This window comes from Kistimonas scapharcae (assembly GCF_039540975.1).
Taxonomy (GTDB): Bacteria; Pseudomonadota; Gammaproteobacteria; order Pseudomonadales; family Endozoicomonadaceae; genus Kistimonas; species Kistimonas scapharcae.
The window spans coordinates 1-15,752 of the sequence record NZ_BAABFL010000411.1; the positions used below are offsets into that span (position 1 = coordinate 1).

Annotated in this window: 13 protein-coding genes; 3 read left to right on the forward strand and 10 right to left on the reverse strand. The window is 49.8% G+C overall.

The window, feature by feature from the left end; genetic code table 11:
- The first annotated feature begins 184 nt into the window (after positions 1-184).
- Together ABD892_RS27170 and ABD892_RS15755 are read left to right on the forward strand one after the other, a co-directional pair.
- Positions 185-322 (forward strand): mannan-binding protein, encoded by a 138-nt coding sequence (locus ABD892_RS27170; protein ID WP_425559281.1) that lies wholly within the window; start codon positions 185-187, stop codon positions 320-322.
- Between the two features lie 236 nt (positions 323-558).
- The gene (locus ABD892_RS15755) at positions 559-2,427 is read left to right on the forward strand and encodes a hypothetical protein (RefSeq protein ID WP_345196854.1); all 1,869 of its coding nucleotides are present in this window, start codon (positions 559-561) and stop codon (positions 2,425-2,427) included.
- A 47-nt stretch (positions 2,428-2,474) separates the two neighbouring features.
- Here ABD892_RS15755 and ABD892_RS15760 read toward each other — a convergent pair whose 3' ends face one another.
- The 8 genes from ABD892_RS15760 to ABD892_RS15795 form a co-directional block, all read right to left on the reverse strand.
- A complete protein-coding gene (locus ABD892_RS15760) occupies positions 2,475-3,125 on the reverse strand; it encodes a TetR/AcrR family transcriptional regulator (RefSeq protein ID WP_345196855.1) in 651 nt (216 codons plus the stop codon).
- A gap of 71 nt (positions 3,126-3,196) precedes the next feature.
- A complete protein-coding gene (locus ABD892_RS15765; RefSeq protein ID WP_345196857.1) occupies positions 3,197-3,961 on the reverse strand; it encodes a 5-oxoprolinase subunit PxpA in 765 nt (254 codons plus the stop codon).
- A complete protein-coding gene (locus ABD892_RS15770; RefSeq protein ID WP_345196858.1) occupies positions 3,954-4,925 on the reverse strand; it encodes a 5-oxoprolinase subunit C family protein in 972 nt (323 codons plus the stop codon). Before ABD892_RS15770 ends, ABD892_RS15765 begins: the two co-directional genes overlap by 8 nt.
- Positions 4,925-5,611, reverse strand: a complete 687-nt coding sequence (pxpB, locus tag ABD892_RS15775; RefSeq protein ID WP_345196859.1) for a 5-oxoprolinase subunit PxpB — start codon at positions 5,609-5,611, stop codon at positions 4,925-4,927. Before pxpB ends, ABD892_RS15770 begins: the two co-directional genes overlap by 1 nt.
- A 58-nt stretch (positions 5,612-5,669) precedes the next feature.
- Complete coding sequence (locus ABD892_RS15780; RefSeq protein ID WP_345196860.1) at positions 5,670-6,350, reverse strand: TetR/AcrR family transcriptional regulator; 681 nt, start codon at positions 6,348-6,350, stop codon at positions 5,670-5,672.
- Positions 6,331-7,722 carry an APC family permease gene (locus ABD892_RS15785; protein ID WP_345196862.1) on the reverse strand — a complete coding sequence of 464 codons (1,392 nt, stop codon included), beginning with the start codon at positions 7,720-7,722 and terminating at the stop codon, positions 6,331-6,333. Before ABD892_RS15785 ends, ABD892_RS15780 begins: the two co-directional genes overlap by 20 nt.
- 76 nt (positions 7,723-7,798) lie before the next feature.
- On the reverse strand, positions 7,799-8,890 hold the full coding sequence (gene aguA / locus ABD892_RS15790; RefSeq protein WP_345196864.1) for an agmatine deiminase: 1,092 nt from the start codon (positions 8,888-8,890) through the stop codon (positions 7,799-7,801).
- 54 nt (positions 8,891-8,944) lie between these two features.
- Positions 8,945-10,336: an APC family permease gene (locus ABD892_RS15795; RefSeq protein ID WP_345196865.1), complete on the reverse strand. Its 1,392-nt coding sequence runs from the start codon at positions 10,334-10,336 to the stop codon at positions 8,945-8,947.
- A 514-nt stretch (positions 10,337-10,850) separates the two neighbouring features.
- Between ABD892_RS15795 and ptcA the strand changes: the two genes are divergently transcribed.
- On the forward strand, positions 10,851-11,897 hold the full coding sequence (gene ptcA / locus ABD892_RS15800; protein ID WP_345196867.1) for a putrescine carbamoyltransferase: 1,047 nt from the start codon (positions 10,851-10,853) through the stop codon (positions 11,895-11,897).
- 193 nt (positions 11,898-12,090) lie between these two features.
- Here the strand turns inward: ptcA and ABD892_RS15805 are convergent, their stop codons facing one another.
- Both ABD892_RS15805 and ABD892_RS15810 read right to left on the reverse strand, forming a co-directional pair.
- A complete protein-coding gene (locus ABD892_RS15805) occupies positions 12,091-13,377 on the reverse strand; it encodes a hypothetical protein (protein ID WP_345196868.1) in 1,287 nt (428 codons plus the stop codon).
- Positions 13,374-14,807: a hypothetical protein gene (locus tag ABD892_RS15810; RefSeq protein ID WP_345196869.1), complete on the reverse strand. Its 1,434-nt coding sequence runs from the start codon at positions 14,805-14,807 to the stop codon at positions 13,374-13,376. The genes ABD892_RS15805 and ABD892_RS15810 overlap by 4 nt, the downstream gene beginning before the upstream one ends.
- Positions 14,808-15,752: the final 945 nt, after the last annotated feature.

The window sequence follows — 15,752 nt, forward strand, 5'->3', positions numbered from 1 at the left end:
CAGAATCAGTGTTCAAGACTTACCAGAATGGGTGTTCAAGAGTTACCAGAATCGGTGTTCAAGTTGTGCCAGAATACGCAATCAGTGTTGCGGTTGCTCCTCCTGAACCGCCTAACCGCCGGCACCTCCAGCTAAGCCCGAAAAACCGAAGTTCAAGGTATTCAATTCAAGGAATAATGATCCGATCTGGAATGACGCGGAAGATGCTCAAGTCAAATGTCCTCAACGATGCGCGAATGAAGGAGGACAATGGACAGGGCACTGGTGGACAACAGAGTGGAACGAACATTCAGTGTGTCAGTGTAAAAGAGCACTCAAATAATATTACTGTTTCTTGTTGTCATGATGCTCCGTGCAATGAATGAACGTTGCATGGAGTATTTTTTTATGTTTTTAGATGGGGGTGCTGTGAATGTCTATCTTCATAATTTGCTTTGAAAGAGGTTGAATTTTGATCGGTATTGCTAACGGTATTGCTAACGGTATTGTTAGTGATGTGTTGTGCTTCTTGATATAGCTTTTGGTACTTTATTAGCAATATCTTAAGGGAGCTACGATATGGACCCGGCTCAAAAAAGTTACGCTTCTATAGCCAAAGGAAATGTGAGATCTAGCGATAAGCCTGATGACCGCAACTCAGGAGGTGTTACAAAAACATCGCCAACGTCTTCAACAAGACAGAGTGAGCAAGTAGCAAGATCTAAAAGTATACATAGTTTTCCTCCCCTTAGAACGGTCACTCACGAACGTCCAAACTATTTGAATCTTGACTTAGAAAAGCTAAAAACTTTTATGCATACAGCCGAAGCAGGTACTGGCAAGTCTTTTACGGATACTACACTGGTTGGCATGGAAGCAGATGGGAATTTTACATTCCATAAGAAAACAAGTGATAAAAACAAAGAGCAACTTATGCGTTTTAGGGGGGGCGTTGCTCATTGTTTGCGTCGTCGCTCAGAAATAGAAGCACTATTGTGTGGATTTACATTGGGAGAAAGTCGTATTCCTGATTTTTTTAGTGTCGGTCTTATAAAAAACTTTATAGAAGTTCAAATGGAAACGCCTGTCGTCACTGAATTATATACTTGTGAAGTGAATTTACTGAGGTATTGTCTTTTGGGAGAAGTTAGTGATACTGATGTTTTAGATTATAGCAAAAAAATCTATAGTGTTCTTGTTAGTCAATGGGGTATTAAAGAAGATAATCATGATTTTTTTTGGGGCTACATAAGGAATTTTTTTCAAAGATATACCGCTGACTTTCAAGGAAGGTATAGGGAACAGAAAGCCTTTCATACTGTGGAATCGACTATGAAAAATGTGATGGGCTGTGCTCACTATCAGAGATTGATTGATTTATCTGATGATACACAGTCGGAAGCTCAGGTATCAGTACTGGGTGTTGAAACTCCGGCAGTTCGCGCCAGTGGTTATGAAAGTCAATTGGGCGCTGCTGTAGCTGGTGAAGCCGCTATTACTCAATCGATGGCTGCGCTTGATATTCAGGAAAGAGGATCTCAAAGTGAGGCAGGTAGTTGTCGCTCCAAAGGTGCTCGCCCTAAGTCTCTAGGACCCCAAAAAATGCATTCTCAGACCGTTCCTCGAGTAGAGGCTTGTGATGCAGGAAAAATATTAACGGAAGAAATTTTGAATGAGGGAAATGCTCTAATGCCTGTATTGGATCATAAGCGTTTATTGGAAAGAATTGATCGTCTGCGCCGTTCCGATAATGCTTTTGTTTGTATGAATAAAAATGGTGAGATAAGATTTGAAAATAAATTAAATAATCCGAGGAATAAAACAGAATCTGCTGATTTTGGACGTTCAGTGCGAGAATATGAACTATGGGCAAGAGCTGTTTTCAATTTTTTTCATTCGCAGCATAATTTCTATAAAGGGAGATTCAGAGATACTCATAGAGAACGTATGCAAGTGCGAACATGCCATACAGTACTTAAACGCTATGAAAATCATCCCTACATTAGCGTGCTTAGAACGACTTTTCTTTTGTTTAAGGCTGTTCATGAGAGTAGCCAAGGTCAGAATGAGAAAGATAAATCAGAACTGCTGGCGAGTGCTGGGGAGGGGGTATTGGATGGAAAGAGTACAACAGAATCTGTAGCAGCATCGCCTGACGTTAAGAAGAAAAACTCGATAAATACGTTTTCTGGGATATTGGGGAGAATGATTTCTACCTTTACCAAGTATCCTGGTTATGTCGGCGAAGGTATTTCAATTCCGGCTGGGGTCAACCAATCAGGCCCTCTAGAAACTATTGCTTCAAGTGGAAGAGTGTATTGCTTTTTTGAAAACGTCTTAAAGCGTTGTCGAAGAATGCATCCTGAAGGGCAAGATCAGTTGAATATCGTTCGTGAACACTTCAACAATTCACTTAGGGAATTAGGGATTGAACAGCGCCTGAGCTAGATTGTGGCGTTTCATTGGTTGGTGAAATGCCGCTGATAGGTTTATTGTCATCGTTTGGGCATCACTTCAGGTAGATAGAGCCCCAGATAAGCCTGCGCTGCCCGCCGTCCTTCCCGTGCCAGCTCTTCGGTAATATTCCCATATTCCTGGTAGGAGATGGCGTAAACTTTGTCCGCCACCTGCAGGGCGACTGCGAAGATATTGTAGGCTTTTGGCAACGGAGGAAGCTGGAACAGCTGTTCATGGTATTCCCGGATACGGCGTCCAAGCAGGTCATCATGCATATAGTCTGCATGGCGAATCGTGCTGATGACATGCTGCCCCAGAATCAGATCCCGCACATATTTATGTTCCCGGTAATAGGCGACAAAACGTGCCTGTAGCTGGCGGGTGATGTCCGTCCAGTGATGAATGGCATCAGTATCCAGCGGCTCGTTCATGATGGTGTCGAACTCGGTGAATATCTCTTCCACGAGTGCGCCCAGCAGCACATCCACTTTCGGGAAAAAGTGATAGAGCGAGGAAGGGGGAATTTCTGCCTTGTCCGCCACCTGGTACAGGGACAGATCACTGATAGTGGTGGTTTCCAGCAACTCACGGGTGGCGTCCAGTATGGCCCGTCGCCGTTCCAGGCTGCGCGCCTGCGGCTTGCGTCGGGTACGGGGTGCTGTGGGTGTGGGTACTGCTGCATCAGCCATGTCGGAGTCTGGGGTCATCATAAAATGCCGCGGCATTATCGGGTAGCCGCTTGCCTGTGTCCAGCCATCTGTTATTGCGATGAATCGTTACAGAAGGGCGGCTGGATGGTGATTTGAAGTTGTGTCAGGAACCCGTGGGCTGCCTGGGCGAATGTCAGGGCATGTGCGCCATCACCATGCAGGCACAATGTGTCAGCCTGGACAGGAATAGTGTTGCCATCAACGGTCGTTACACAACCATTGACAACCATATCGTGGATCTGGGCCAGTGCTTGTTCATTGTTGTTGATCAGGGCATTGGGTTGGCTGCGGGGCGTCAGTTGTCCATTACGCTGGTAGGTGCGGTCGGCAAAGACTTCATGCGCAACCTTAAGACCCTGGGCGCTCCCTGCTTTCACCAGTTCACTGCCTGCGAGTCCAACCAATATCAGGTCAGGGTTCAGATCGGCGATGGCCTGCGCAATGCAGCGGGCTAATGTCGCATCACGCGCGGCCATGTTATACAACGCGCCATGGGGTTTGACATGGTGTAACCGTCCCCCTTCTGCATGAACAATCGCCGCCAACGCACCAATCTGGTAGAGCACCTGTTGGCGGATGTCTTCTGCCGGAATAGACATCTCATGACGTCCAAATCCTGCCTTGTCAGGAAAGCCGGGATGGGCGCCAATCGCCACATTGTGTGTGAGTGCAAGTTTGATCGTTTCTGCCATCAGGCGCGGATCACCGGCATGATAACCACAGGCAATATTTGCCGAACTGATATACGGCATAATGGCTTTATCGTTGCCCGCTCCTTCTCCCAGGTCACAGTTGATATCCAGTGTGTCAGCCATGCACGATGTCCTTCCATTTGTAGCCTGCCGCAATGCTCAGGCGTTGAAGGTATTGTTCCTGTGTTCTTAGCAACGACTGGGCGTTATCCAACTCAATGGGTTCAAAGCGCAGTTTATCGCCCGGCTTCATTTGGGCCAGTCGGGGGATGTCAACGCTGATCACCTGTCCCATCACCGGATAGCCTCCGGTTGGCTGGCTATCAGCCATCAGGATGATCGGGTGCCCGTCATGGGGCACCTGGACCGTACCAAGGGTGACACCTTGTGTGAGCCTTTCGGTCTGATCTTTTCGGGTAATCGTGGGGCCGGTCAGACGATATCCCATGCGATCTGAAGCATTATCAATGCCGAACGGCTGGTTGAATAAAGTTTGCCAACTGTCATCTGAGAATTGTTCATGATCGGTTGTGGGTAATATCCGTATAGCGCTGGGTGTGGTGTTGTACATCAAGTCCTGACTTGGAAGCCAGTCAATACTGAGTGTGGGTGATAAGGGGTAAGGGATATAGGGAAGGTTATCCCCAGTTGCCAAAGATCGACCATGAAAGCCACCAATACATGCACGTAGGTAAGTGCTGGCACTTTGCATGATGTGATCAACATGCAGCCCGCCTTTTAGCGCAAGGTAGCCTCGACAGCCCTGACGAATGGAGCCCAGTTTCAGTATTTGACCGGCCTGCACGACAACCGGCTGGTAACACGGCACAGGCTGGTCTTCCAGTCGGGCAGTAACAGTTCCCCCAGTCAGGCAAATCACGGTGTCAGCATGAAAGCGCAGTGTTGGACCTGTCAGCGTATATTCCAGTAATGGCGATGAGACCTCATTTGCAAGCATCAGATTGGCGATGCGAGCGGCCAGGCTATCCATTGCGCCGCAGACCGGAATCCCAAGATGGCGGAAACCTGAACGCCCCGTATCCTGCACGGTAGTGAGTATGCCGCCATCCTCAACGGTGAAGGACATCAGCTATCCTCCCAGTGTTCAAAGGTATCGCGGCTGATCGCCTTGAAACGAATCTGGTCGCCGGGTTGCAATAGGGTTGGGGTTGGTTGGTCAAAATTAATCAGTTTGAGTGGTGTTCTGCCGATCAGTTGCCAGCCACCGGGTGTTTCCAGAGGATAAATGCCGGTCTGGCCGCCAGCAATGCCTACCGAACCGGCAGGAGTTTTCAGGCGTGGTGACTTTTTTCTCGGGCAACTGATGTCGGGATCCATACCGGCAAGAAAGGGAAAGCCTGGAGAAAATCCGAGAAAATACACCCGATAGTTACCCTGACAATGACGGCGGATGACGTCTTCTGGGGGCAAGCCACAATAATACGCGACCTCGGCGAGGTCAGGGGCAAACACGTTGTCATAGCAAACCGGGATTTCGATCACTCGAGCCGAATGCCGGGATTGATCCGAAAGATGACTGAGGCACTGCTCAATCTCAGACCACAATGCCTCATAGGTGAGACGACAGGGGTCGTAGTGCACGGTCAGGGTGGCAAAGGCCGGCACCACGTCCAGCACTGCAGGAATCCGAGCACGGGTGATCAGCTCGGCAGTCTGGTGCACACGATCATTGACCGTATCACTGATCGCATCACCCAGTGTGATGAGTAATGCGCTGTCGCCTAATGGCGAACCGGTAAAAGGGATCGTCATAGCAATGACTCCGTCGTAGCAGCGATGATCACCCGGTTATTATTTATTCGCTGATAAATTATCCGACAGTATCACGACGTGGCAAGTGTGCTGGCAGATAGAGGCTCAGGTACGCCTTGGCCGCGCGCCAGCCTTCCCGCGCCATGGTGTCGGTAATATTGCCATATTCCTGGTGGGACATGGCATAGACTTTGTCTGCCACCTGCAGGGCAATGGCAAAAATATTGTAGCTTTCCGGCAGAGGTGGCAGCTGGTAGAACTGCGCATAAATGGCCTGGATGCGTCGCCCCATTTCATCATCATGCTGATGATCCGCCACGAGGATGTCGCTATGCAGGTGCTGGCCGAGGATCAGGGCGCGGGCCATGGCGTTACTGTGATAATAGTCCTGCATCCGTTTTTCCAGGGTGCGGCCAATATCGCTCCAGTGTCTGATGGCATCCGCCGGTATGGGGTCAGCAATACACTGGTCAAAGGCTTCGAACACTTCCACGGAGAGCGCTTGCAGGAGCGTTTCCAGCTTTGGGAAAAAATGGTAAACCGATGACGGCGGAATGTCCGCAACCCGTGCCACGTCGTACAACGACAGGCTGGTAATGGATTCCGAGGTCACCAGTTCTCGGCCGGCCGCAAGAATCTTGCGTCGTCGCTCCAGACTCCGGGCCTGATGCTTGCGGCCAGAACCATTCGCCGTTCCGCCCTTGTCCGTATCATGAGCTTCAATCAACAGCGCACTCACCCAAAACCTCCTTAGCGGGTGAAGCCTCGTTCCGACACACCCATTCACCGATACCAATAACAATCACGAGCCCCAGTAGTGTCGACAGAGTATGGGGTATGTCGAAACGTCCCGGGGGTAACACGAAAAATACGGCAGCCTGCGCAGTAAACAGCAGGGGCAGCACGGTGACCAGGCGAACCAGCCACGGATTATCTGGCAGTTGCCAGCCATCAGGATTGTGGCCGTCCTGTTTTTTAAGCACCCGGTACGCCGGGAACAATAGCAGATAAGGCAGTAGTAAGATCAGGCTGGCAAAGGAGAATAATCCCCAGTAGAGCTGTTCGGCCGAGCCGGCCATGAAACCGTACAGGATAATCGCCGCTGATGATACGACACCTGTCAACAGACTGGCACCCAGCGGTGTGCCATGGCGGGGATGTTCAATGCCAAATACCGCTGGCAGCTCCCCATCATGGGCGGCTTCAGCGGCGGCTCGGTTGGAACCCAGGCTCCAGGTGACAATGTTGGATACGAAGCTGAACAGGGCCAGCAGGCCCAGCAGGATAATCAGCCAGTCACTGCCGGGTAAGGGTGCGAACAACCGTTCCAGGGTCGCCAGTAGGCCGGAAATCAAACCGATTTCGTCCACAGGGAGCGCAACCAGCATGCCGAAAACAGCAAACAGGTATAACACCGTAATAATGACACCAGCGGCCATCATGGATACGGGCAGATCACGACGAGGGTCTTCCATTTCGTCGCCGGCACAACAGACCAGGTCAAAGCCGACCATGGAGAAAATAATCACAGGAAAGAACTGCAGGCCTTCATCCCATTGGGGCATCAGGGTAGTCAGGGTAATTTCGTTGGCAATGCCGTCGAGCAGGGCGGTGATTACACCACCGATGCCCAGCAACAGCACAATAAGAATCTTGCAACAGGCACCAATATTAGGCACCCATTTGCCGGTATCCAGCGATAGGCAGCAGATTGCTACGGCTACCCAGGTTGCAACCAGTGCAAGAATAATCTGCACGCTGAGTGGCATGTCAGGCCAGAACAGCTGGGCAAAAACACCGGTCATCATGATAAAGACGGCAGGCATCCAAAGGGCAACATTGATCCAGTACAACCAGCTGGTGCGGGCGGCCCAGCGTGGGCCGAACGCCTGTTTAACCCAGTGAACAATGCCGCCCCGGGAAGGGCGACAGGTGCCCAGTTCCACACTGATGAGGGCATAGGGAATCGCAAAGCAGAGAAAAGAGAGCAGCCACCAGGTCAGGGATTGTATGCCGATGGCCGCCGCCGCTGCCAGGCCGTCGATGGTGAGGATGGCGCTGATGGTGAACAGCGTGATGTCTCGACGGGTCAGGCGGCGGACAGCTGGCATGGCGTTCTCCCAGTTGACGACAGTGGTCATAAACAATGAGCAGGCGGAACCGGGCAGGCCGGTTCCGCCTCAGGGTTTACACGGCAGGTACTTGCTGGGTGATGCAGTGCACGTTGCCGCCGCCGAGCAGGATTTCACGGGCATCCACACCGACAATCTCGTAACCCGGGAACAGATCCGCCAGCAGGGCACGGGCATCGTCGTCACGGGCTGGATCCAGCAGGGGCAGGATAATCCGTTTGTTGGTGATCAGGAAGTTGGCGTAGGAACCCGCCAGACGTTCACCGGCACTGCGCTCCATCCCTTCACAGGCATCAATGCCACCGGCTTCATCTTCGTGGATGAACAGCGGACCGGGGACGTGCATCTTGTGAACCAACAGCTTACGGCCACGGGCATCGGTGGTGTTGCTCAATACCTCGTAGGCTTTTTGTGAGATTTCGTACTGGGGATCATTTTTATCATCGCACCAGGACAGGATGACTTCGCCGGGACGGACGACGTGGATCAGGTTATCCACATGGCCGTTGGTTTCATCGTTGTACAGGCCCAGTGGAATCCAGATGACCTTGTCGATGCTCAGGTAATCTTTCAGAACCTGCTCAATCTCTTCTTTGCTCAGATCCGGGTTACGGCTGGGGTGCAGCAGGGACTCTTCGGTGGTGTACAGGGTACCGTCGCCGTCTACATGAATAGAACCCCCTTCCAGGATGATCGGCGCACGGTAATGACCATCACCTTCCATTTCGCAGATCTTGTGGGCGACCTGGTCATCACGGTCCCAGGGGAAATAGAGGCCATCTACCAGGCCACCCCAGGCGTTGAATTCCCAGTCAACGCCACGACGTTCACCCTTATCGTTAACCACGTAGCTGGGGCCGATATCCCGCATCCAGGAATCGTTGGTGGTGATTTCCACCACGCGGATGTGGTCTGGCAGCAGGTTGCGGGCATTGTCGTACTGTCCGGCGGATACGGCCATGGTGAGCGGGGTCACTTCGGCAATGGCCTTGGCCACGTTGACGAACGCCAGCTGTGCGGGTTTGCCACCGTAGCGCCAGTTGTCGGTCCGTTCCGGCCAGGCCATCCACATGCCGGCATGGGGTTCGTGTTCGCCGGGCATCCGGTAGCCGTCTTCGCGTGGTGTGGTCTTGTAGGTCGTGGTCATGGTTGTGTTCCTTAATAAGTCGCTATTGTCGTTTTCGGTTATACGCCCCCGGGCTTATGCCGGGGCGTTAATCATGCGTTTGACGGCGCCCGCCAGAATCCATTCACCGATGGCGATGGTGGCGATGATACCGATAGCTACCGGCGCGCTGTAGGCCCAGTCGACGTTACCGTTGGCAATATCCGGGAAGATGAACAGTACGACGGCCTGGACGATGAACAGGAAGCAGATGACGCTCAGGGCGATCTGGGTCTTCATGCCGCCGGGAACCTTGTAGGGGCGTTCGGCATTTGGATCCGTCATGCGCAGCTTCAGGTAAGCCGGGAACATGAACAGGTAAGGCAGCAGGAAGATGCAGGAAGAGAAGGCAAAGACGGACCAGAACAGTTCATCACTCTCACCGGAGCTCAGGCCGTAGAGGATGATAACCACGGTGGAGACAATACCAGTGATGGTGTTGGCGCCGATCGGGGTGCGGTGCTTCGGATCTTCCTTGCCGACGATGGCAGGCAGTTCGCCAGCCTGGGCGGCTTCCATGGCGGCGCGGCTGGCACCCATGGTCCAGGTCACCATGTTGGCGATAAAGGTCAGCAGCGCAAGGGTGCCGATGCCATAAACCATGAACTGGCCGAAGGCGCCGTCACCAAACAGGGTGCGCAGGGTGGAGATGATGCCGGCCACCAGGCCGATTTCTTCCACAGGCAGTGCCATCAGGATGCCGATGGTACCGAAGACGTACAGGCCGGTGACGATCGCGGCAGAGATCAGGATCGACTTGGGAATATCGCGGCGGGGATCGCGGATTTCGCTGCCCATGCAGGCAATCAGCTCAAAGCCCATCAGGTTGAAGATGATGACGGGCAGGAAGCCAAGGCCGGAATCAATGGATGGCGTCATGCTGCTGAGGGTGAACTCGTTGGCGACACCGTGTTGGCTGGCATACCAGAAACCACCGACGCCCAGTACGACAATGACTGCCACCTTAAACAGTGCGCCCAGGTTGGTGACCCAGACACCGGCATCTACAGAAATATTGCAGATCCAGATGGTCAGCCAGGTCAGGGCGATACAGATGACGATTTGCATCGGCAGGCTCATGGTCGGGAAGAACATCTCGGCGAACATGCCCGCGAACATGATGTAAACCGCTGGCATCCACAACCCGACGTTAATCCAGTAGAACCAGGTGGTGCGCACGGCCCACTTGTAACCGAAGGCGCGCTTTACCCAGTCATAAATGCCGCCTTCACCGGGGTAGGTGGTGCCCAGTTCAGAGGAAATCAGGCCGTAGGGAATGACAAACAGTACCAGGGTGATCAACCACCAGGTAATCGAGGAAGGGCCAATCGACGCTGAGGCGGTGAGGCCGTCAACGACCAGCACCGCGCAGACACTGAACAGGGTAAGGCTGGCAAGCCCCATTTTTCCCGTGGACTCCGTACTCATTATGCATCTCCAGTCAGGTGAACAGTGATCAGAAAGCCGTTGGCGTCGGTCTGGTTTGCATTGAATCCTTTCCTGGTGTCCGACGCCGGACAATTCGTGCATTAGAGGTAGAAGTCCATCTGTGGGCCGCCGCCTCTTTGTTGATGGCAGTCATGATAAATGCCCACAAATATCGAATCTTGATGCAGGTCATATTTCGATATTTTTCCAATAAAAATCGATTTATATTTTATGTGGTGTGATGTTTTGCTCACTATTTGATCATCATTAGGTTGTTTTAGGTATCTTTTATAGGTGTCATGCGAAGTCGGTCTTCGTTTTTTATGGGTTTATATCAAAAATATAAAAATAAATATCGACTTTTGATCTTGATCAAAATCGACATTTATCGAAAGCTTATGATGCGAACCAACAGAACGAACAACGACCGGCAGCGGCGACCTTCGGTACCAGCGCGGGTCATTGATAAGCGAACAATCCCGACTTTAAAGACCATAGAAGTAGGAGCATTACCATGAAACTGCCATCTTCCAGCGCCACTGAACTGCACAAACCTGAACTCAAGCACTTCCTCAAGACCCAGGACTTCACCCGCCAGGAACTGACCGATATCCTGGAACTGATGGGCATGCTGAAAGAAGCCCGCAAGGCCAACGCGGTTCCCCAGCTGTTTGCCGGCAAGTCTGTTGCCATGATCTTCGAACAGCCTTCCACCCGTACCCGTGTGTCCTTTGAGACTGCAGCGACTATCCTGGGCGGCCACGGTCTGTTCCTGTCTCCGAAAGATATCCACCTGGGCGCCAAGGAAAGCCTGGCGGATACCGGCCGCGTTCTGTCCCGGATGTGTGACGTGATCATGGCCCGTGTAGACGATCACAAGACCGTTGCCGGCCTGGCGGAATACTCCACCGTTCCGGTCATCAACGGCCTCTGCGACTGGCTGCACCCGACCCAGATCATGGCGGACCTGTTCACCATGATGGAACACCTGCCGGAAGGCCGTAAGCTGGAAGACCTGACCGTGGCTTTTGTGGGTGATGCCACCAACGTCTGCTCTTCCCTGATGTTTGCTTGCACCAAGTTCGGCATGCACTTCAAACACATCGGACCCAAGAAGTACCAGGCGCCCCAGATGTGGCAGGACATCGCTAACGAAAACATCAAGACTTCCGGCGGCCGCCTGACCGTGACTGACAACATTGATGAAGTGGAAGGCTGCGACATCCTGATCGCGGACAGCTTCTACTGGTTCGGTCAGGAAGCGGAGAAGGAAGAGCGTCTGGCAGCCTTCATGCCGAAGTTTGTGATCACCGAAGAAATGATGAAGAAAGCCGGCGAAGACTGCCTGTTCATGCACTGTCTGCCTGCCAACGATCAGCGCGAGTGCACCCGTGAAGTCATGGACGGCGCAAGCTCCCTGATCTTCGACGAAGCCGAAAACCGCCTGACTGCGCAAATGGCCCTGCTGGTTTACCTGACGCACAAGAGCATCAAGAAGCCCAGCGAAGACACCCTGGCTTTCCACGCAGACAAGATCGGCACCCTGCTGAGCCGCATCTGACCGGAAATGTTGGTCAGGCTACCTTTCTCCGGCCTGACCGGACATTGAAACCGGGCTCCAAAAGGAGCCCGGTTTTTTGTTCATATATTTTGGGATGAGATATGACTTTAGCTATTGCTATTTATTTTTAAGGCATATTTATTGAAAGTGCGTTCTCAGCCATTGTTTATGGCGATGTTGCTATACAACATGATTAAAAATGCCCCTTTACAAAGGGTTTGCTGTAATCGCGTTTTTTGGCGAAGGTCAGTGGGATGGTTTCGATCTTTCCTTTTCGCTTGACTTCAATTGGAATGTGTAAATGAGACCATGGGAACCAGCGATTCAACGATTTTGTCGATGTCTCGGATAGAATGGAAGCCAAAGCTTCTACAGACCGGACACGTTTGTTATTAGCTTTTAATATAATGTCTTTTGTCATCAATTGATTATGGCTTTGAGGTTGAATGCCTTTGGTGACTTCAAGTTTGGAGGCGTGTTCTTTTTTTGATACGGCGAATCCCAGCTCATGGTGAATAACACAACCATACTCTATCAGGCTGTCGGCTGAAAACAGTGACATGTTAAGGGGGGTTGTGACCAGAAATGCAAAGGGGAACAGGCAAGGACACATGCCATAATCGTCACAGGGATTTGTGGGTTTTGGAAACCCGCTTCGGAATGTCACCAACCCCTCGTAACCATGCCTGGACGTCACAAGTCCGCCTGTATTTCCATGTATAGGCGAATATAGGAGCGGCCAAAATATCTCGTAACGAGCCAATGAGAGCTTGAACATGGAAAACCTTCTGGAAAAATCTAACCAGAATCTATCGTCATCATTATTATTGCAGAAGGGCAATGTAAGATTGTTAAACAGGGAAAGCCTGCTGGTGTTTTTGGGATAAACGGAACGTTGGAAATTGATGGGTTGGGTTGTGGGCTTAACGGGACATAAAACGGCAGTATGGCTATAAGAATCAATGCCTAATGTTTTGTACGCAGTCGCTTTTTTTCCATTCATTGGAATGCAAGTCCACTGTGCATTGGTGACTTGTGCAACAGCTGCATCCGATGTGATGACATAGCCATCCTTATTATAATAAAATCCACAAAACCAATACTCATACTCTTCATCACCGCTGCCAGATATTGCTGTTGATATTGCTGCTGGTTGTTTGCGGATATAGTCCTCAGTAGTTATATTCTCAGAATTATCTTCATTCTGTTTTGGTTCAGAGAACAACCATCCAAGGACACCATAAAGAGCGTAAGGATAGTGAGAGTTTTTTCCTGATTTAGACTGTTGGCCTTGCCCTGCTGAATTAGTTGTTTGGGGGCGCTTGACTCTGTTGGTTAGCAATGTTTTCGGTATTACTTTTTCCGCTAATGTATCCCTTGGAGTTAAAACCGGTTGGATCTGTTGTGTAAGCGCTCTGGATTTTTGGAGGATCGATGAACCGAGTCCTGATGGGCTGAAGCGAGATACTAAAATCCTCATACCATATCTCCTATATCGCTTGTATCACTGTCAGCATCAGAAATGTATAAAAAAGGGTCATCCGTATCGCGCGCTGCTGTCGCGGTTCGACGAGTGTCTGGGATAAGGCGCGGGGCTTCAGGTGCTGTATAGATATGCTCTTCCGTGTGACAATAAATATCCTCAATACCTGATGGCTTTCTGCGAATATCGGAACAGGGGTACCGGTGGGCTTTTCCGGGATACCATGGGAAACAGTTGACCGGTCTTTCCAATCCCCAGATCAGCGATAAGACCAGCTTTACCGATCGATATGAGCCAATGAGCGTTGCCGGTGCCGTCCATTCAGGCGCGCAGTCACCTTTTGAGCACTTGGGAGCTAAGTGCACAAAGGTGAACAGGAACGCTCTCAGGCCTCTGGGTATGCTTTCAGCAAATGGTGTTCCGCATTTGCCACAGCAGGCAGGACATAGCTGTGGTGTCTTGGGACGGTTTTGAGTGGCTGGACTCGGTGCCTGTTCCGGATCCTGACTCTCTGGTACAGCTTCATAATCACTAAGACGGTCAGCAAACCAGTCATTCCATATATAGAGCTTTGAATCAATCGTACGTGGCAAGGGGTGGTTCTGTTCTACCAATTTATCAAAATCAGGGCTGTTGGTAGATTTAATGTCATCCTCTAACGTTGTGGTATCCGTTTTGGAAATTGGTTTGTCATTTTTTATGATTACTGTTGCCAATACTTCGTTGTTTTCAGGATTAAAGAAGTTGACTTTTCCATCAAGCTTTCTCCATAGCGTTAATAGAGCTGATAACTCCTCATTGAATTCACGTTGAATACGTTGCAGGTCGGTATTTTCGTCAGGCGCTTTGGCTCTGCTTTCTTCAGACGTATAAAGTGTCTTAATAAATGTCTTCAATTCTTCAAACTTGTTATTTAAATTTTCTTCATGGCGGATAATTTGTTGTCGTATATGTGGGGATAGCATGTGACTGGAATCCGTGACTTCCTTCCAGAGGCTAAGGCCTTGATCAGAATAATGATTTTTCAACATTTGGAAGTAATCTGTAATCTGTTCGTGGTATGCCTTAAGCTGCTCAATGATCTGTAGTTTTTCTTCCCAGGATTCGCCGGGGTGATACTTTATATAGTGCCTGTAACGATTAATGAATGTTTCAAAAACTACACGAATGAAACCGGCAAAAAAACCAAGAATGGCCGCTAAAGGAACAGCAACGACAGTTATGATCAATTTACAGGTAACAATAACACCTTGAATAATATAGTCACATAAGCATCTTGGCTGGTTGTTATCTTGTGGTTGCGACTGCAGCCCTGCTGGGAAATAACTTTCTGACTGTGCTGATGGCGTTGTATTTGTCATTTTGGACTGGTTGGTTGGATAGTTTTGTGCAGAATTAAGAGGATGGAATTGGGCTGGTGCTGACATAATGATCTCTCGCTTCTAAGTTACTCGTAAGACAGCACTTCAGGAGCGATGTTCATGATGCTTGTTGAGAAAATAAGAAAATGTGACGGATTTGTTATTGGGTTAGATACGATACATGTGAGCTATAAGTAGCATGGGTTTTAATACATCGGTTAAGTCTTATATCAGGGTTACACTGCTTCGCCAGGTAAATAACGGTATAACTTATCTATATAGTGATAAAGCGTATTTAAACAGGATGACTCTGATTTTCTATGTGTAACAAGATCGACTTCGTCCGCACAGTATTTATAAAACTCGACGATTCCTTCTATGGTTTTAAATTCGACATCCCCCACCCCTGGCTGATGAATGCAGATGCCATTGCCGAGGTAAACCATTGAGTGTATGGCATTCCAGTTGAGATATCTGTCTCTATCATACAGTTTTATGATGTCTCCTGGACGTAATTCTTCGAATCTAAAACGTTGTGATGAAACTCTGAAGTGAGAGGTTATGTCGTTGTATGAATTGTCCCCCAGAACAATATAGTTGGCAAATTGATGGCAGGTTGGGGGAAGTGTGTTGCGAAGGTCAAAATCACCATGCCTAAAGTAATTTGGTAACAGCATATTCCAATATATCAATCTTGATGGATATATTGTTTCATAACTGCTTTTATGAAGGATGATTTTTAGTCTATTTAGCATGTTTTGAGGTAGATCAATAATTTCTGTGCAATCAGTAAATTGTACTTTTATTTGTAGGTCTTTATCTTGTCCAATAAATGCATTTGTTTGGTGGGAAGAGAATGTCGATCTTCTCTCGCCGTCAATAAAAAAGTAAGAGGCGTTTTCTTTGGCTTACTGATGTCTCTCTGACCTAAGAAACCTGCGAGCAAGTGACTTTAAAGAAATGCAGTGAATGACAAATCATTAATTCACTATTATCCAGCATGAAACTGAC

What these genes read in the sequence shown, in the direction of transcription:
- ABD892_RS15755 (WP_345196854.1), top strand. Translation starts at nt 559, where the DNA reads ATGGACCCGGCTCAAAAAAGTTACGCTTCTATAGCCAAAGGAAATGTG.
- ABD892_RS15760 (WP_345196855.1), bottom strand. Translation starts at nt 3,125, where the DNA reads ATGGCTGATGCAGCAGTACCCACACCCACAGCACCCCGTACCCGACGC.
- ABD892_RS15765 (WP_345196857.1), bottom strand. Translation starts at nt 3,961, where the DNA reads ATGGCTGACACACTGGATATCAACTGTGACCTGGGAGAAGGAGCGGGC.
- ABD892_RS15770 (WP_345196858.1), bottom strand. Translation starts at nt 4,925, where the DNA reads ATGTCCTTCACCGTTGAGGATGGCGGCATACTCACTACCGTGCAGGAT.
- pxpB (WP_345196859.1), bottom strand. Translation starts at nt 5,611, where the DNA reads ATGACGATCCCTTTTACCGGTTCGCCATTAGGCGACAGCGCATTACTC.
- ABD892_RS15785 (WP_345196862.1), bottom strand. Translation starts at nt 7,722, where the DNA reads ATGCCAGCTGTCCGCCGCCTGACCCGTCGAGACATCACGCTGTTCACC.
- aguA (WP_345196864.1), bottom strand. Translation starts at nt 8,890, where the DNA reads ATGACCACGACCTACAAGACCACACCACGCGAAGACGGCTACCGGATG.
- ABD892_RS15795 (WP_345196865.1), bottom strand. Translation starts at nt 10,336, where the DNA reads ATGAGTACGGAGTCCACGGGAAAAATGGGGCTTGCCAGCCTTACCCTG.
- ptcA (WP_345196867.1), top strand. Translation starts at nt 10,851, where the DNA reads ATGAAACTGCCATCTTCCAGCGCCACTGAACTGCACAAACCTGAACTC.
- ABD892_RS15805 (WP_345196868.1), bottom strand. Translation starts at nt 13,377, where the DNA reads ATGAGGATTTTAGTATCTCGCTTCAGCCCATCAGGACTCGGTTCATCG.
- ABD892_RS15810 (WP_345196869.1), bottom strand. Translation starts at nt 14,807, where the DNA reads ATGTCAGCACCAGCCCAATTCCATCCTCTTAATTCTGCACAAAACTAT.